Here is a 13,878-nt window from a genome sequence, read left to right on the forward strand (position 1 = left end):
TCATCCAGATTTCCGAGAGGGCTCCCGCTGCCATGGCGAAGATCCTGAAGTTCGACGAGGACGCCCGTCGCGCCCTCGAGCGCGGCGTCAACAAGCTGGCCGACACGGTCAAGGTGACCATCGGTCCCAAGGGCCGCAACGTGGTCATCGACAAGAAGTTCGGCGCCCCGACCATCACCAACGACGGCGTCACCATCGCCCGTGAGGTGGAGATCGAGGACCCGTACGAGAACCTCGGCGCCCAGCTGGTCAAGGAGGTGGCGACCAAGACCAACGACATCGCGGGTGACGGCACCACCACCGCCACCGTGCTCGCCCAGGCGCTGGTTCGCGAGGGCCTGAGGAACGTCGCCGCGGGTGCCTCCCCGGCCGCCTTGAAGAAGGGCATCGACGCCGCCGTGAAGGCCGTCTCCGACGACCTGCTGGCCACCGCCCGCCCGATCGACGAGAAGTCCGACATCGCCGCGGTCGCCGCGCTGTCCGCCCAGGACCAGCAGGTCGGCGAGCTGATCGCCGAGGCGATGGACAAGGTCGGCAAGGACGGTGTCATCACCGTCGAGGAGTCCAACACCTTCGGTCTGGAGCTGGACTTCACCGAGGGCATGGCCTTCGACAAGGGCTACCTGTCGCCGTACTTCGTGACGGACCAGGAGCGTATGGAGGCCGTCCTCGACGACCCGTACATCCTCATCAACCAGGGCAAGATCTCCGCCATCGCGGAACTGCTGCCGCTGCTGGAGAAGGTCATCCAGGCCGGCTCCTCCAAGCCGCTGCTGATCATCGCCGAGGACCTCGAGGGCGAGGCCCTGTCCACCCTGGTCGTCAACAAGATCCGCGGCACCTTCAACGCGGTCGCCGTCAAGGCCCCCGGCTTCGGTGACCGCCGCAAGGCGATGCTGCAGGACATGGCGGTCCTCACCGGCGCCACGGTCGTCTCCGAGGAGGTCGGTCTCAAGCTCGACCAGGTCGGCCTGGACGTGCTGGGCTCCGCCCGCCGCGTCACCGTCACCAAGGACGACACCACGATCGTCGACGGCGCCGGCAAGTCCGAGGACGTCGCGGGCCGCGTCGCCCAGATCAAGGCCGAGATCGAGACCACGGACTCCGACTGGGACCGCGAGAAGCTCCAGGAGCGCCTCGCGAAGCTGGCCGGCGGCGTGTGCGTGATCAAGGTCGGCGCCGCCACCGAGGTGGAGCTGAAGGAGAAGAAGCACCGCCTGGAGGACGCCATCTCCGCGACCCGCGCCGCGGTCGAGGAGGGCATCGTCTCCGGTGGTGGCTCCGCCCTCGTCCACGCCTCCAAGGTGCTGGCCGACGGCCTCGGCAAGGAGGGCGACGAGGCCACCGGTGTCGCCATCGTGCGCCGCGCGGTCGTCGAGCCGCTGCGCTGGATCGCCGAGAACGCGGGCCTCGAGGGCTACGTCATCGCCCACAAGGTCGCCGAGCTCGACAAGGGCAGCGGCTACAACGCCGCCACCGGCGAGTACGGCGACCTGATCAAGGCCGGCGTCATCGACCCGGTCAAGGTCACCCGCTCCGCCCTGGAGAACGCCGCCTCCATCGCCTCCCTGCTTCTGACGACCGAGACCCTGGTCGTCGAGAAGAAGGAAGAGGAGGAGCCCGCCGCGGCCGGCCACGGCCACGGCCACGCCCACTGACGTACTGCTGCGTCGCCGAGGGCCCGGTACCCCCTGGAAAGCACCGAGGGGGTGCCGGGCCTTCGCCCTGTTCCGGCGTCCTACCGCTCCAGCTCGTCCAGGACACCCAGCTGCTCCATCAGCCCCAGCTGGTCGTGCTGCCACCAGGTCTCGGTGATCTTTGCGTCCTCCCCGAAGCGGAAGAGGGTCATACCGGTCATGGTGACCTTCCTGCCGGTGGGCGGGATGCCCAGGAACTCGCCCTTGTGCGTGGCGTCCCACCTCCACCGCGCGCACACCCGGTCGCCCTGCTCGATCAGGTCGTCGATCGTGAAGGCGAAGTCGAAGGCGTCGCGCCACATCCGGTACTCGCGCCGGATGGCGTCCAGGCCGATGGTGTCCTGCGGATTGACGGGGTCGTGGCTGTGGCAGCCCTCCGCCATCAGGTCGTTGAGCGGTGGCAGTTCCCCCGCCGTCGCCAGCGTGTCGAACAGGCGCCGTACCGCATCCGTGTACAACTGTTCGTCCCGCACCACCTCCAGGTCGACGAAGGTGGGCATCTCGTCGCACAGGGCGACCATCTCGCGGAAGACCTGGTCGGTCTCCGGGAGGTTGGAGTTCCGCATCGCCTCCTCGTAGGAGGGGAACTCCACGATCTCGATGAAGTGCGAGGTGTCGGACCGGTCCCTGCAGATCACGTCGTGGGTCGCCGTCCGCCTGCCCCTGGTCTTCTCGACCCATCGGTCCATGATCCGGTTCATCTCGTCGAACCGGCTGGTCTTGCAGTCGATGAGCTGCACGAATGTCATGACGCCGCCTCCGGCCCCCCTGGGTCCTGACGCAGATACGCCCCATTTTCCCACCCGAGGGGCGGCGTCACCTCGTGCTACTGCGGCCCGTACTTGCGCCCCGTCCGCGAGCTGATCCCGCCCAGCAGCGCGCGGGGGGTCACCTTGGCCACCCCCATCAGCACCTTGTACCGCGGGTCCGGGATCGACAGCGTCTTGCCGCGGGCCAGGTCGGCGAGCGCGGCGGCGACCAGTTTGTCCGCGTCCAGCCACATCCAGTTCGGGATGCTGTCCGTGCCCATCCCGGCCCGCTGGTGGAACTCGGTGCGCACGAACCCCGGGCACAGCGCCATCAGCCGTACGCCCGACCCGGCCAGGTCCTTCGCCGCGCCCTGCGTGAACTGCACGACCCACGCCTTCGACGCCCCGTACGTACCGCGCGGCACGAACGCCGCGACCGAGGCCACGTTGACGATGCCGCCGCGACCGCGCTTCCGCATCGCCCCCGCCGCCGCGCTCGTCAGCCGCAGCACGGCCTCGCAGTGCACCTTGAGCATCCGCAGCTCGTCGGCCATCGACACGTCGAGGTACCGGCCCTTGTTTCCGAAGCCCGCGTTGTTCACGAGCAGGTCGACCGGGTTCCTCAGATCGGACAGGCGCGTGGCGACCGCCTCGATGCCCTCGTCGGTGGCCAGGTCCGACGTCAGTACCTCCGCCTCGATGCCGTGCCGGTCGTGCAGCTCGGTCGCCTGTTCCCGCAGCCGCTTGGTGTCGCGCGCCACCAGGACGAGGTCATGGCCGTCGGCGGCCAGCCGCCGTGCGAACGCGGCGCCGATGCCCGCGGTCGATCCCGTAATCAGAGCCGTTGTCATGGGCCAACGATAGTGACCCGGAGTCGGCGGGTCCGCCTGACGGACGGGGCATTTCACCGGCTCCGGCAGCAACGTTCGTCTGCTCCGGGCTACTTCCGGGACGCGTACTTGTGCGCGTACTCCCGTGCCGCCGCCACGCTCTCCGGGTGCAGCGCGTCGCCCGCCGCCAACAGGCTCGGCAGCAGGTTCCGTTCCGTGGTCGTCGCCCGGAACTGCAGCGCGACGGTGACGTCGTGGTCGGGCCGGTGCACCACCGTGACGGGGTCGCCGACCCGAATCTCACCCGGCTCGATCACCCGCAGATAGGCGCCCGGCGCCCCCCGGCGCGTGAACCGCTTCACCCAGCCGCGCTCGCCGAGGTGCTCCTGGAAGGTACGGCACGGAATCCGCCCGCAGGTCACCTCCAGCACCAGCTCCGCCCCGATCCGCCAGCGCTCGCCGATCCGGGCGCCGGACACGTCGAGCCCTTCCGTGGTGAGGTTCTCGCCGAACGAGCCGCTCGGCAGCGACCGGCCCAGCTCGCGCTCCCAGCCGTCGAGGTCCTCGCGGGCGAACGCGTACACCGCCTGGTCGTCACCGCCGTGGTGCCGCAGGTCGCACACCGCGTCCCCGGCCAGCCCGCTCGCGCCGGCGCCCTTCGGGCCGGGCGCGGTGACCCGCACGGGCCCCTCCACCGGCCGTTTGTCGATGCCGGTCAGGCCCTCCGGCTGGTCGGTGTACTCGACGGCCACGGGGCGGCCCACGTTCAGGGACAGAAGCTTCATGCCCGCACGGTAGGGGACCGGCGGTCAAAGCGTCGACGCCTTATTGGCCGGTCCTTCCAAGGTTCCCTTATGCTCACCCGCGTGATCGAGGCTCGACATCTCCGTGTGCTGCGCGCCGTGGCCGCCACCGGCTCCTTCTCGGCGGCGGGGCGCGAGCTGGGTTGTACCCAGCCCGCCGTCAGCCAGCAGATGAAGGCCCTGGAGACGTCCGTCGGCACGCCGGTGCTGGTCCGCAGCGGCCGCGAGATGCGCCTGACGCAGGCGGGCGAGGCGCTGGTGCGGCACGCGGCGGGCATCCTGGCCGGGCTCACCGCCGCCGAGGAGGAGGTCGCCGCCATCGCGGGCCTGAGGGCCGGCCGCGTCCGCCTCGTCTCCTTCCCGAGCGGCAGCTCCACGCTGGTCCCCACCGCACTCGCCGCCCTGCGCGCCGCGCACCCGGGCACCCGCGTCTCCCTGGAGGAGGCCGAGCCGCCCCAGTCCGTGCAGAAGCTGCGTGCCGGTGACTGCGACATCGCGCTCGCCTTCCGCTACGAGGGCGCGGAGGCGGGCGTCGAGGAGTGGGACGACCTGGTCGTGCGCCACCTGCTCACCGACCGGCTCGTCGGGCTCGTGCCCGAGGGCCACCGGTTGGCGCGCGCCGAGTCGGTCGCCATCGGCGAACTGGCGGGGGAGCCGTGGATCGCGGGCTGTCCACGCTGCCGGGGGCAGCTCGTGCAGGTGTGCGAAAGTGCCGGCTTCACACCGCGCATCGACTTCGCGACGGACGACCATCCGGCGGTGGTGGGCCTGGTCGGTGCCGGCCTCGGAGTGGCCGTTCTGCCCCAGCTCGCGGTCGAGTCCGTACGTCCGCGCGGAGTGCGCCCGGTCGCGTTGGAACCGACGGTACGGCGGGAGATCGTCGCCCTCACGCTGCCGGACCTGGCCCAGGTGCCGGCGGTGGCGGCGACCCTGGGGGAACTGGCGCGGGCGGCCCTGCGCTAGCGAGGTACCCGAAGAGTGCGGTGATGGTTCGGCGCTCGTGCGCCCGGGGGCGGTGACAGCCCCGGCCATGTCCCCCCTGAACGGCCCGACCCCGTGACATCGCCCCCTCACGGGCGGAACATGCCCCCTGTGCCCCCTGAAACAGCCCCCTCGGGGCGGTGGAGCGCCCCCAAACCCGGGCACACACGCGTGCCCGTGACTGAAAAAACGTTCCTTCAGCTGTTCGAGGCCGCGTGGTCGTGGCTCCCACCGGTCGTCGAGGCCGGTACCAGCCGGTTCCGCGCCCGCCCCATGAGCTCTTCACGCTCGTCCTCGGTCAGCCCTCCCCACACCCCGTACGGCTCGCGCACGGCCAGGGCATGGGCTGCGCACTCGGCGCGGACGGGGCACCTCATGCAGACCTCTTTGGCCGAGTTCTCGCGAGCGCTCCGCGCCGCCCCGCGTTCGCCCTCGGGATGGAAGAAGAGCGAACTGTCGACCCCACGGCAGGCCGCATGGAGCTGCCAGTCCCACAGATCCGCGTTCGGACCGGGAAGGCGGGAGAAATCTGCCATTGCGTGTCCCCTTGTTGCCGTTCTGGGCGGATATGTGTTGTCAACCGTACATCGACGATCTTATGAGATGAAAATATGACTCATTGCGAATCTAGCCCCAGACACCAGCTAACGGGAAGAAAAGCGGCTAAATGGGGCATAGGTGGTGATGAAAGTGGGGGGTTACGCTGCGCGTGTCTGCACCGTGTCCGCGCCCTCACGTACAGTGCCGAAGATGGCTTGCTGCACCGTAACTCTTTCGAGTGACCATCGTTGAGAGTGCGGAGGCGGTTGAAACAACAAGCGCTCGGGCAGGCGTCCGAGGGCGTCGACCGCACAGGTGACGATTTCGTACCAGCCTGGAGGCTCAAGGTGACGCGCATCAGCTGCGGAGGGCGGTCATGACATCCGTCCTCGTCTGCGACGACTCCCCGCTTGCCCGAGAGGCGCTCCGCCGCGCGGTGGCGACCGTGCCCGGCGTCGAGCGCGTGACGACGGCGGCCAACGGCGAGGAAGTCCTCCGCCGCTGGGGGGCCGACCGCTCGGACCTGATTCTGATGGACGTACGCATGCCCGGACTGGGCGGCGTCGAGACCGTACGGCGGCTGCTGTCCGCCGACCCCGGTGCGCGCATCATCATGCTCACCGTCGCGGAGGACCTGGACGGGGTGGCGCTCGCGGTCGCCGCCGGCGCGCGCGGCTACCTCCACAAGGACGCCTCGCGTGCGGAGTTGCGAGCGACCGTCACACAGGCCCTCGCCGACCCGACCTGGCGGCTCGCGCCGAGGCGGCTGCGCTCGGCCGAGATGGGTGCCGCGCCCACGCTCACCGCACGCGAGATCCAGGTGCTGGAGGGCATGAGCCACGGCCGTTCCAACGCGGAGATCGGCCGGGAGCTGTTCCTCTCCGAGGACACCGTGAAGACCCACGCCCGGCGTCTGTTCAAGAAGCTCGGCGCGTCCGACCGCGCACACGCGGTGGCGCTCGGCTTCCGGTGGGGCCTGGTCCGCTAAGTGGATCACCGCGGGGGTGCGCAGATCCCCGCCTGCCGCAGGGCGGGCGGGGCACGGCGACCTCGGGGAAGCCCCTCCCTCGAGCCGCCTGGCGGAGAGGCCCGCCGGATGCCCGCTGCTCGTTTCGTCGCGGATGCCGCATCCTTGAGGGTGTGGAGTTCCTCGGGGACGAGTCGATCGAGCGGGAGGGGAGGGCGCAGGAGATGAGTTCCGGCGCACCTGCTCATAACGCTTCGGTGCACAACTACGGACGCGGTGCCACGGACCGTACGACGCCGAGGCACCATGGACCGATGCGCGACGACGAGACGACGGTGATCGGTGCGCTCGTCCATCGTGCCGTCGACGGCGACGAGCAGGCGACCCACGACCTGCTCGCCCGCGTCCACCCTCTGGCCCTGCGCTACTGCCGTACGCGACTGTCCCGGCTGCCCGGCGACGCCCGGCACTTCGTCGAGGACCTGGCCCAGGAGGTCTGCGTCGCGGTCCTCCTCGCCCTGCCGCGCTACAAGGACACCGGGCGCCCCTTCGAGGCGTTCGTCTTCGCCATCGCCGCACACAAGGTCGCGGACCTGCAGCGTGCGGCGATGCGTCATCCCGGGTCGACGGCGGTCCCTTCGGACGAGATGCCCGAACGCCCGGACGACTCCCTGGGCCCCGAGGAGCGCGCCCTGCTCAGCAGCGACGCCGAGTGGGCCAAGAAACTCCTCGCCAACCTCCCCGAGAACCAGCGTGAGCTGCTCCTGCTCCGCATCGCGGTGGGCTTGACGGCCGAGGAGACGGGTCAGATGTTGGGAATGTCACCGGGAGCGGTGAGGGTGGCGCAACACCGGGCGCTGAGCCGGTTGCGGGCACTGGCCGAGCAGTAGCGCGTTCCTTTCCGCCGCGACGGGCCGCGACGGCGACGGGCCGGCGCCGCCGGACCGTGCCCGGCCTGTGGGTACGCCGCCTGAGGGCCTTGTTCGCAGGTCGATGTACAGGCCGAATGAACAGGCCGTATGAACAGCTCGAACCCGATCTCCGTACGAACATACGAAGCCGGGGGCCACCCCGAACCGTGGAATGAGAGCCCCGTGCTTCCCGTTAGCATGGACATCCGCACCGTTCAAGGCCATTTGGGGAAGGTGTCATGACTGCCAACGTCGACGGAGTGCCCGAGAAATTCGCGACACTCGGGCTGACCTACGACGACGTGCTGCTGCTGCCGGGCGCATCCGAGGTGCTCCCCAACGCGGTCGACACCTCGTCCCGTATCTCCCGCAACGTCCGTGTCAACATCCCGCTGCTGTCGGCGGCGATGGACAAGGTGACCGAGTCCCGCATGGCCATCGCGATGGCCCGGCTCGGCGGCGTCGGCGTGCTGCACCGCAACCTCTCGATCGAGGACCAGGTCAACCAGGTGGACCTGGTCAAGCGGTCCGAGTCCGGCATGGTCACCGACCCCATCACGGTGCACCCGGAGGCCACGCTCGCCGAGGCCGACGCCCTGTGCGCGAAGTTCCGCATCAGCGGTGTCCCCGTCACCGACCCGGCCGGCAGACTGCTCGGCATCGTCACCAACCGTGACATGGCCTTCGAGACGGACCGCTCCCGTCAGGTGCGCGAGGTCATGACGCCGATGCCGCTGGTGACCGGCAAGGTCGGCATCTCCGGCGTCGACGCCATGGAACTGCTGCGCAAGCACAAGATCGAGAAGCTTCCGCTGGTCGACGACGCCGGTGTCCTCAAGGGCCTGATCACCGTCAAGGACTTCGTCAAGGCCGAGAAGTACCCCAACGCCGCGAAGGACGCCGAGGGCCGCCTGCTCGTCGGCGCCGCCGTGGGTGCCAGCCCGGAGGCCCTCGAGCGCGCCCAGGCGCTCGCCGAGGCCGGCGTGGACTTCCTGGTCGTCGACACCTCGCACGGCCACAACAGCAACGCCCTCAGCTGGATGGCCAAGATCAAGTCCAGTGTGTCCGTCGACGTGATCGGCGGCAACGTCGCCACCCGCGACGGCGCCCAGGCGCTGATCGACGCCGGTGTCGACGGCATCAAGGTGGGCGTGGGCCCCGGCTCGATCTGCACCACGCGTGTGGTCGCCGGCATCGGCGTCCCGCAGGTCACCGCCATCTACGAGGCCTCCCTCGCCGCCCGCCCGGCCGGCATCCCGCTGATCGGCGACGGCGGTCTGCAGTACTCCGGCGACATCGGCAAGGCGCTCGTCGCCGGCGCCGACACGGTGATGCTGGGCAGCCTCCTCGCGGGCTGCGAGGAGTCGCCCGGCGAGCTGCTCTTCATCAACGGCAAGCAGTTCAAGTCCTACCGCGGCATGGGCTCGCTCGGCGCCATGCAGTCCCGCGGCCAGGGCAGGTCGTACTCGAAGGACCGCTACTTCCAGGCGGACGTCGCCTCCGACGACAAGCTCGTGCCCGAGGGCGTCGAGGGCCAGGTGCCCTACCGCGGCCCGCTGGCCAACGTGCTGCACCAGCTCGTCGGCGGCCTGCGCCAGACCATGGGGTACGTGGGTGCCGCCACCATCGAGGAGATGGAGTCCAAGGGCCGATTCGTCCGTATCACCTCCGCGGGCCTCAAGGAGAGCCACCCGCACGACATCCAGATGACGGTCGAGGCGCCGAACTACAGCAACAAGTGACGCCCACGCGCGCGTGAAGGCCACACGGCGGTCCCGGAAGCATCCGGGGCCGCCGTTGTCGTCCCCGCGGAGGGCTTCTGCCGGGCCCGTCGGCGATACTGGAAGACGCTGCAACGCATAGGGAAAGGCCTAGAGACGTGACTGAGATCGAGATCGGGCGCGGCAAGCGCGGCCGCCGGGCGTACGCCTTCGACGACATCGCCGTCGTCCCCAGCCGCCGTACGCGGGACCCGAAGGAGGTCTCGATCGCCTGGCAGATCGACGCCTACCGCTTTGAGCTGCCGTTCCTGGCCGCCCCCATGGACTCCGTCGTCTCCCCGGCCACCGCGATCCGCATCGGCGAGCTCGGCGGCCTCGGTGTGCTGAACCTCGAGGGCCTGTGGACGCGGTACGAGGACCCGCAGCCGCTGCTCGACGAGATCGCCGAACTGCCGGCCGGGACCGCGACCCGGCGGCTGCAGGAGATCTACGCGGCGCCGATCAAGGAGGAGCTGATCGGCGCGCGCATCAAGGAGGTGCGCGACTCGGGCGTGGTCACCGCCGCCGCGCTCTCGCCGCAGCGCACGGCGCAGTTCTCCAAGGCGGTCGTCGACGCGGGTGTGGACATCTTCGTCATCCGCGGTACGACGGTGTCTGCGGAACACGTCTCCGGCTCGCACGAGCCGCTGAACCTGAAGCAGTTCATCTACGAGCTCGACGTCCCGGTGATCGTCGGCGGCTGTGCCACGTACACGGCGGCCCTGCACCTGATGCGCACCGGCGCGGCCGGCGTCCTGGTCGGCTTCGGCGGCGGCGCCGCACACACCACGCGCAACGTGCTCGGCATCCAGGTCCCCATGGCGACGGCGGTCGCGGACGTGGCGGCGGCCCGCCGCGACTACATGGACGAGTCCGGCGGCCGGTACGTGCACGTGATCGCGGACGGCGGCGTGGGCTGGTCCGGCGACCTGCCCAAGGCCATCGCCTGCGGCGCGGACGCGGTGATGATGGGTTCGCCGCTCGCCCGAGCGACGGACGCCCCGGGCAAGGGCCACCACTGGGGCATGGAGGCCGTCAACGAGGAGCTGCCGCGCGGGCAGAAGGTCGACCTCGGCACGGTCGGCACGATCGAGGAGGTCCTCACGGGCCCGTCGCACACGCCGGACGGCTCGATGAACTTCTTCGGGGCGCTGCGACGGGCGATGGCGACCACCGGGTACAGCGAGCTGAAGGAGTTCCAGCGGGTCGAGGTGACGGTGGCGGACTCGCAGCACCGGCGGTAGCCGTACGGCGTTCAAGGGCCCGGCGCACCCTTCGGGGCGGACCGGGCCCTTTCGTGTGCGCTTGGGCGTTTTCGCAGGTGGGGTGCGTGCGGTGGGGCGGAGCGCACGGTTGGCTTCGGGGCCGTTGCGCCAGGGGAGGGCGGTTCTGGGGCGGTGACGACACCCGAGGACCCCGCGCCACCAGCCAAGGAGACCCAAGCCCCCACGCGCGCCATCACAACCGATGCGCCACCCCCGTGGGCGTGGCCCCCCGTGTGTCCAGCAGCAGCTGAGCCTTCACCGACAGCCCCTGCAGGTCGTACGTCCGGTGCTGCTGCAGCAGCACGGTCAGATCCACCCCGGCCACCGCCTCGTAGAGCGAGTCCGCACGCGGGATCGGGCGGTCCAGGACGCTCCACGCGGGGACGTACGGGTCGTGGTAGCTGACGGACGCGCCCAGTTCCATCAGCCGCAGGGCGATCTCGTGCGCGGGGGAGCCCTGCAGGTCGGCCAGGTCCGGCTTGTACGTCACGCCGAGCAGCAGCACGCGGGCGCCGCGGGCCGACTTGCCGTGCTCGTTCAGGAGGGTGGCGGCGCGCTGGACGACATACTGGGGCATGCGGCCGTTGACCTGCTGGGCCAGTTCGACCATGCGGAGGCTGCGCCCGGTCAGGCCCGCCAGGTCCTGGGAGACGGCGTGGCCGCCCACGCCGGGGCCGGGGCGGAAGGCCTGGAAACCGAACGGCTTGGTCTCCGCGCAGCGGATGACGTCCCACAGGTCGACACCCAGGTCGTGGCAGAGCACCGCCATCTCGTTGACCAGGGCGATGTTGACCTGCCGGTAGTTCGTCTCCAGCACCTGCACGGTCTCCGCCTCGCGCGGTCCGCGCGCGCGTACCACCTTGTCGGTGAGGCGCCCGTAGAAGGTGGCGGCCGACTCGGTGCAGGCGGGGGTGAGACCGCCGATGACCTTGGGGGTGTTGGCGGAACCGTAGTCGCGGTTGCCCGGGTCGACGCGGCTCGGCGAGTAGGCGAGGTGGAAGTCGCGTCCGGCGCGCAGCCCGGAGGTCTTTTCGAGCAGTGGGCGCAGGAAGCCCTCCGTGGTGCCCGGCGGCACCGGGGACTCCAGGATCACGGTGGTGTGCGGGCGCAGCCGTGCGGCGAGCGTGCGGGCGGCCGTCTCCACCTGGGTGAGGTCGAGCCCGCCGTCGGCGCCTCGCGGGACGGGGGCGCAGATGACGGCGGTGCGGACGCGGCCGAGCTCGGCGGGGTTGGTGGCCGGCCGGAAGCCGCGCGCGAGCATGCGGCGCAGTTCGGCGGCGGTGAGGGAACCGGCCTCGGGTCCCGTCTGGTACCCGAGCGTCGGGATGCCGGCCGTGACGGCGGCCTGGGCCAGGGACAGGCCGAGATGACCGAGTCCGATGACGGCGAGATCTGCGGGCATGGCGTGAGCCGTCCTTCCCAATAGCCGAGGCGGGAGAGGTGCGCAACCGCTGTGGACAGAACGAGCGAGCGCAATGTCACACTAGGAGTAAATATGACCGATTTGCGGTATTGACTGATGGCGTTTCCGTGAGTGTTGTCCACAGGCCGCGGACGCGTGGTGGCCGAAGTGGGGCATCACGGTCAGACTTTGGGACATGGGGAACAGCGGCAGGGCTTTACCCGACTGACGGGTGTGGCCTGCGCGACGACGCGGGAGGCAGCGGTGAGGACAGCGGCACTGGGGCCGGCGCAGCGCGCCGAGTCACTGGCGGGAATGGCCGGGCGCGAGCTGGACGTGCTGGTCGTGGGCGCCGGTGTGGTCGGCGCGGGCGTGGCGCTGGACTCCGTCACCCGTGGTCTGTCCACCGGCCTGGTCGAGGCGCGTGACTGGGCGTCGGGCACCTCCAGCAGGTCCAGCAAGCTCATCCACGGCGGTCTGCGCTATCTCGAGATGCTGGACTTCGCCCTCGTGCGCGAGGCGCTGAAGGAGCGCGGGCTGCTGCTGGAGCGCCTGGCGCCCCATCTCGTGAAGCCCGTGCCGTTCCTGTACCCGCTCCGGCACAGGGGCTGGGAGCGGCTGTACGCGGGCTCGGGCGTCGTGCTCTACGACGCCATGTCGATGGCCCGCGGCCATGGCCGGGGTCTGCCGCTGCACCGGCACCTGAGCCGTCGTCACGCCCTGAGCGTCGCCCCCTGCTTGAAGAAGGACGCACTGGTCGGCGCATTGCAGTACTACGACGCACAGATGGACGACGCCCGTTTCACAGCGACGCTGGTGCGCACGGCCGCGTGGTACGGGGCGAAGGTCGCCAACCGCGCGCGGGTGACCGGGTTCCTGCGCGAGGGCGAACGGGTCGTCGGCGCCAGGGTGCAGGACGTGGAGGCGGGCGGGGAGTACGACGTCCGCGCCCAGCAGGTCGTCAACGCGACGGGAGTGTGGACCGACGACACCCAGGCGATGGTGGGCGAGCGTGGCCGCTTCCACGTGCGGGCGTCCAAAGGCATCCACCTGGTGGTGCCGAAGGACCGGGTGAACTCGTCGACGGGCCTGATCCTGCGCACCGAGAAGTCCGTCCTCTTCGTCATACCGTGGGGCCGGCACTGGATCATCGGGACGACCGACACCGACTGGAACCTCGACAAGGCGCACCCGGCGGCCTCCAGCGCGGACATCGACTACCTGCTGGAGCACGTGAACTCCGTGCTGGCGGTGCCGCTCACCCGGGACGACGTGGAGGGTGTGTACGCGGGCCTGCGGCCCCTGCTCGCCGGCGAGTCGGACGCGACCAGCAAGCTCTCCCGCGAGCACACCGTGGCGCACCCGGTGCCCGGCCTGGTGGTCGTGGCGGGCGGCAAGTACACGACGTACCGGGTGATGGCCGAGGACGCCGTCGACGAGGCGGTGCACGCCCTGGACCGGCGGGTCGCCGACTGCGTCACGGAGGACGTCCCGCTGCTGGGCGCCGAGGGCTACCGGGCGTTGTGGAACGCGCGGGCGCGCATCGCGGCGCGCACGGGACTGCACGTGGTCCGGGTGGAGCACCTGCTGAACCGCTACGGCTCGCTGGCGGAGGAAGTGCTCGACCTGATCGCCGACGACCCGTCACTGGGCGAACCGCTGCACGCGGCCGACGACTATCTGCGCGCCGAGGTCGTCTACGCCGCGTCACATGAGGGAGCGCGGCACCTGGACGACGTGCTGACCCGGCGGACCCGTATCTCGATCGAGACGTTCGACCGCGGCACGCGCAGCGCCCGGGAGGCGGCCGAGCTGATGGCACCGGTGCTCGGCTGGGACGGCGACCAGATCGGGCGCGAGGTGGAACACTACGAGAAGCGGGTCCAGGCGGAACGGGAGTCCCAGCGCCAGCCCGACGACCTGACGGCGGACGCGGCGAGACTGGGGGCGCCGGACATAGTGCCGTTGTAGGA

Annotated in this window: 12 protein-coding genes; 7 read left to right on the top strand and 5 right to left on the bottom strand. The window is 70.5% G+C overall.

The annotated features are described in order from the left end of the window. Positions 1-32: 32 nt before the first annotated feature. Positions 33-1,658 carry a chaperonin GroEL gene (gene groL, locus AC5WS8_RS16345; RefSeq protein WP_496104104.1) on the top strand — a complete coding sequence of 542 codons (1,626 nt, stop codon included), beginning with the start codon at positions 33-35 and terminating at the stop codon, positions 1,656-1,658. 80 nt (positions 1,659-1,738) lie between these two features. Here groL and AC5WS8_RS16350 read toward each other — a convergent pair whose 3' ends face one another. From AC5WS8_RS16350 to AC5WS8_RS16360, 3 genes are all read right to left on the bottom strand, one after another. Then, positions 1,739-2,446 (bottom strand): ester cyclase, encoded by a 708-nt coding sequence (locus AC5WS8_RS16350; protein WP_496104105.1) that lies wholly within the window; start codon positions 2,444-2,446, stop codon positions 1,739-1,741. A gap of 77 nt (positions 2,447-2,523) precedes the next feature. After that, positions 2,524-3,297, bottom strand: coding sequence for an SDR family NAD(P)-dependent oxidoreductase (locus AC5WS8_RS16355; RefSeq protein ID WP_496104106.1), 774 nt, complete (start codon positions 3,295-3,297; stop codon positions 2,524-2,526). Between the two features lie 89 nt (positions 3,298-3,386). After that, positions 3,387-4,061 carry an MOSC domain-containing protein gene (locus tag AC5WS8_RS16360; RefSeq protein ID WP_496104107.1) on the bottom strand — a complete coding sequence of 225 codons (675 nt, stop codon included), beginning with the start codon at positions 4,059-4,061 and terminating at the stop codon, positions 3,387-3,389. 81 nt (positions 4,062-4,142) lie between these two features. On the opposite strand from AC5WS8_RS16360, the gene AC5WS8_RS16365 reads away from it, so the two are divergent. Beyond that, entirely contained in the window at positions 4,143-5,042 is a 900-nt protein-coding gene (locus tag AC5WS8_RS16365) for a LysR family transcriptional regulator (protein ID WP_496104108.1), read from the top strand. Between the two features lie 215 nt (positions 5,043-5,257). On the opposite strand, the gene AC5WS8_RS16370 is transcribed toward AC5WS8_RS16365, so the two are convergent. After that, the gene (locus AC5WS8_RS16370) at positions 5,258-5,596 is read right to left on the bottom strand and encodes a WhiB family transcriptional regulator (protein ID WP_496104109.1); all 339 of its coding nucleotides are present in this window, start codon (positions 5,594-5,596) and stop codon (positions 5,258-5,260) included. Between the two features lie 380 nt (positions 5,597-5,976). On the opposite strand from AC5WS8_RS16370, the gene AC5WS8_RS16375 reads away from it, so the two are divergent. The 4 genes from AC5WS8_RS16375 (at position 5,977) to AC5WS8_RS16390 (ending at position 10,482) form a co-directional block, all read left to right on the top strand. Beyond that, the gene (locus AC5WS8_RS16375) at positions 5,977-6,588 is read left to right on the top strand and encodes a response regulator transcription factor (RefSeq protein ID WP_003948568.1); all 612 of its coding nucleotides are present in this window, start codon (positions 5,977-5,979) and stop codon (positions 6,586-6,588) included. Between the two features lie 293 nt (positions 6,589-6,881). Continuing rightward, entirely contained in the window at positions 6,882-7,457 is a 576-nt protein-coding gene (locus AC5WS8_RS16380) for a sigma-70 family RNA polymerase sigma factor (RefSeq protein ID WP_030571403.1), read from the top strand. A 260-nt stretch (positions 7,458-7,717) separates the two neighbouring features. Next, the gene (gene guaB, locus AC5WS8_RS16385; protein WP_496104110.1) at positions 7,718-9,220 is read left to right on the top strand and encodes an IMP dehydrogenase; all 1,503 of its coding nucleotides are present in this window, start codon (positions 7,718-7,720) and stop codon (positions 9,218-9,220) included. Positions 9,221-9,357: 137 nt separating this feature from the next. Beyond that, entirely contained in the window at positions 9,358-10,482 is a 1,125-nt protein-coding gene (locus AC5WS8_RS16390; protein WP_496104111.1) for a GuaB3 family IMP dehydrogenase-related protein, read from the top strand. Positions 10,483-10,696: 214 nt separating this feature from the next. Here AC5WS8_RS16390 and AC5WS8_RS16395 read toward each other — a convergent pair whose 3' ends face one another. Then, a complete protein-coding gene (locus AC5WS8_RS16395; RefSeq protein ID WP_496104112.1) occupies positions 10,697-11,905 on the bottom strand; it encodes a nucleotide sugar dehydrogenase in 1,209 nt (402 codons plus the stop codon). A gap of 264 nt (positions 11,906-12,169) precedes the next feature. Here AC5WS8_RS16395 and AC5WS8_RS16400 point away from each other — a divergent pair, with 264 nt between their 5' ends. Next, positions 12,170-13,876 carry a glycerol-3-phosphate dehydrogenase/oxidase gene (locus tag AC5WS8_RS16400; RefSeq protein ID WP_496104113.1) on the top strand — a complete coding sequence of 569 codons (1,707 nt, stop codon included), beginning with the start codon at positions 12,170-12,172 and terminating at the stop codon, positions 13,874-13,876. The last annotated feature ends 2 nt before the right edge of the window (positions 13,877-13,878 follow it).

Source organism: Streptomyces sp. PTL18 (assembly GCF_059510295.1).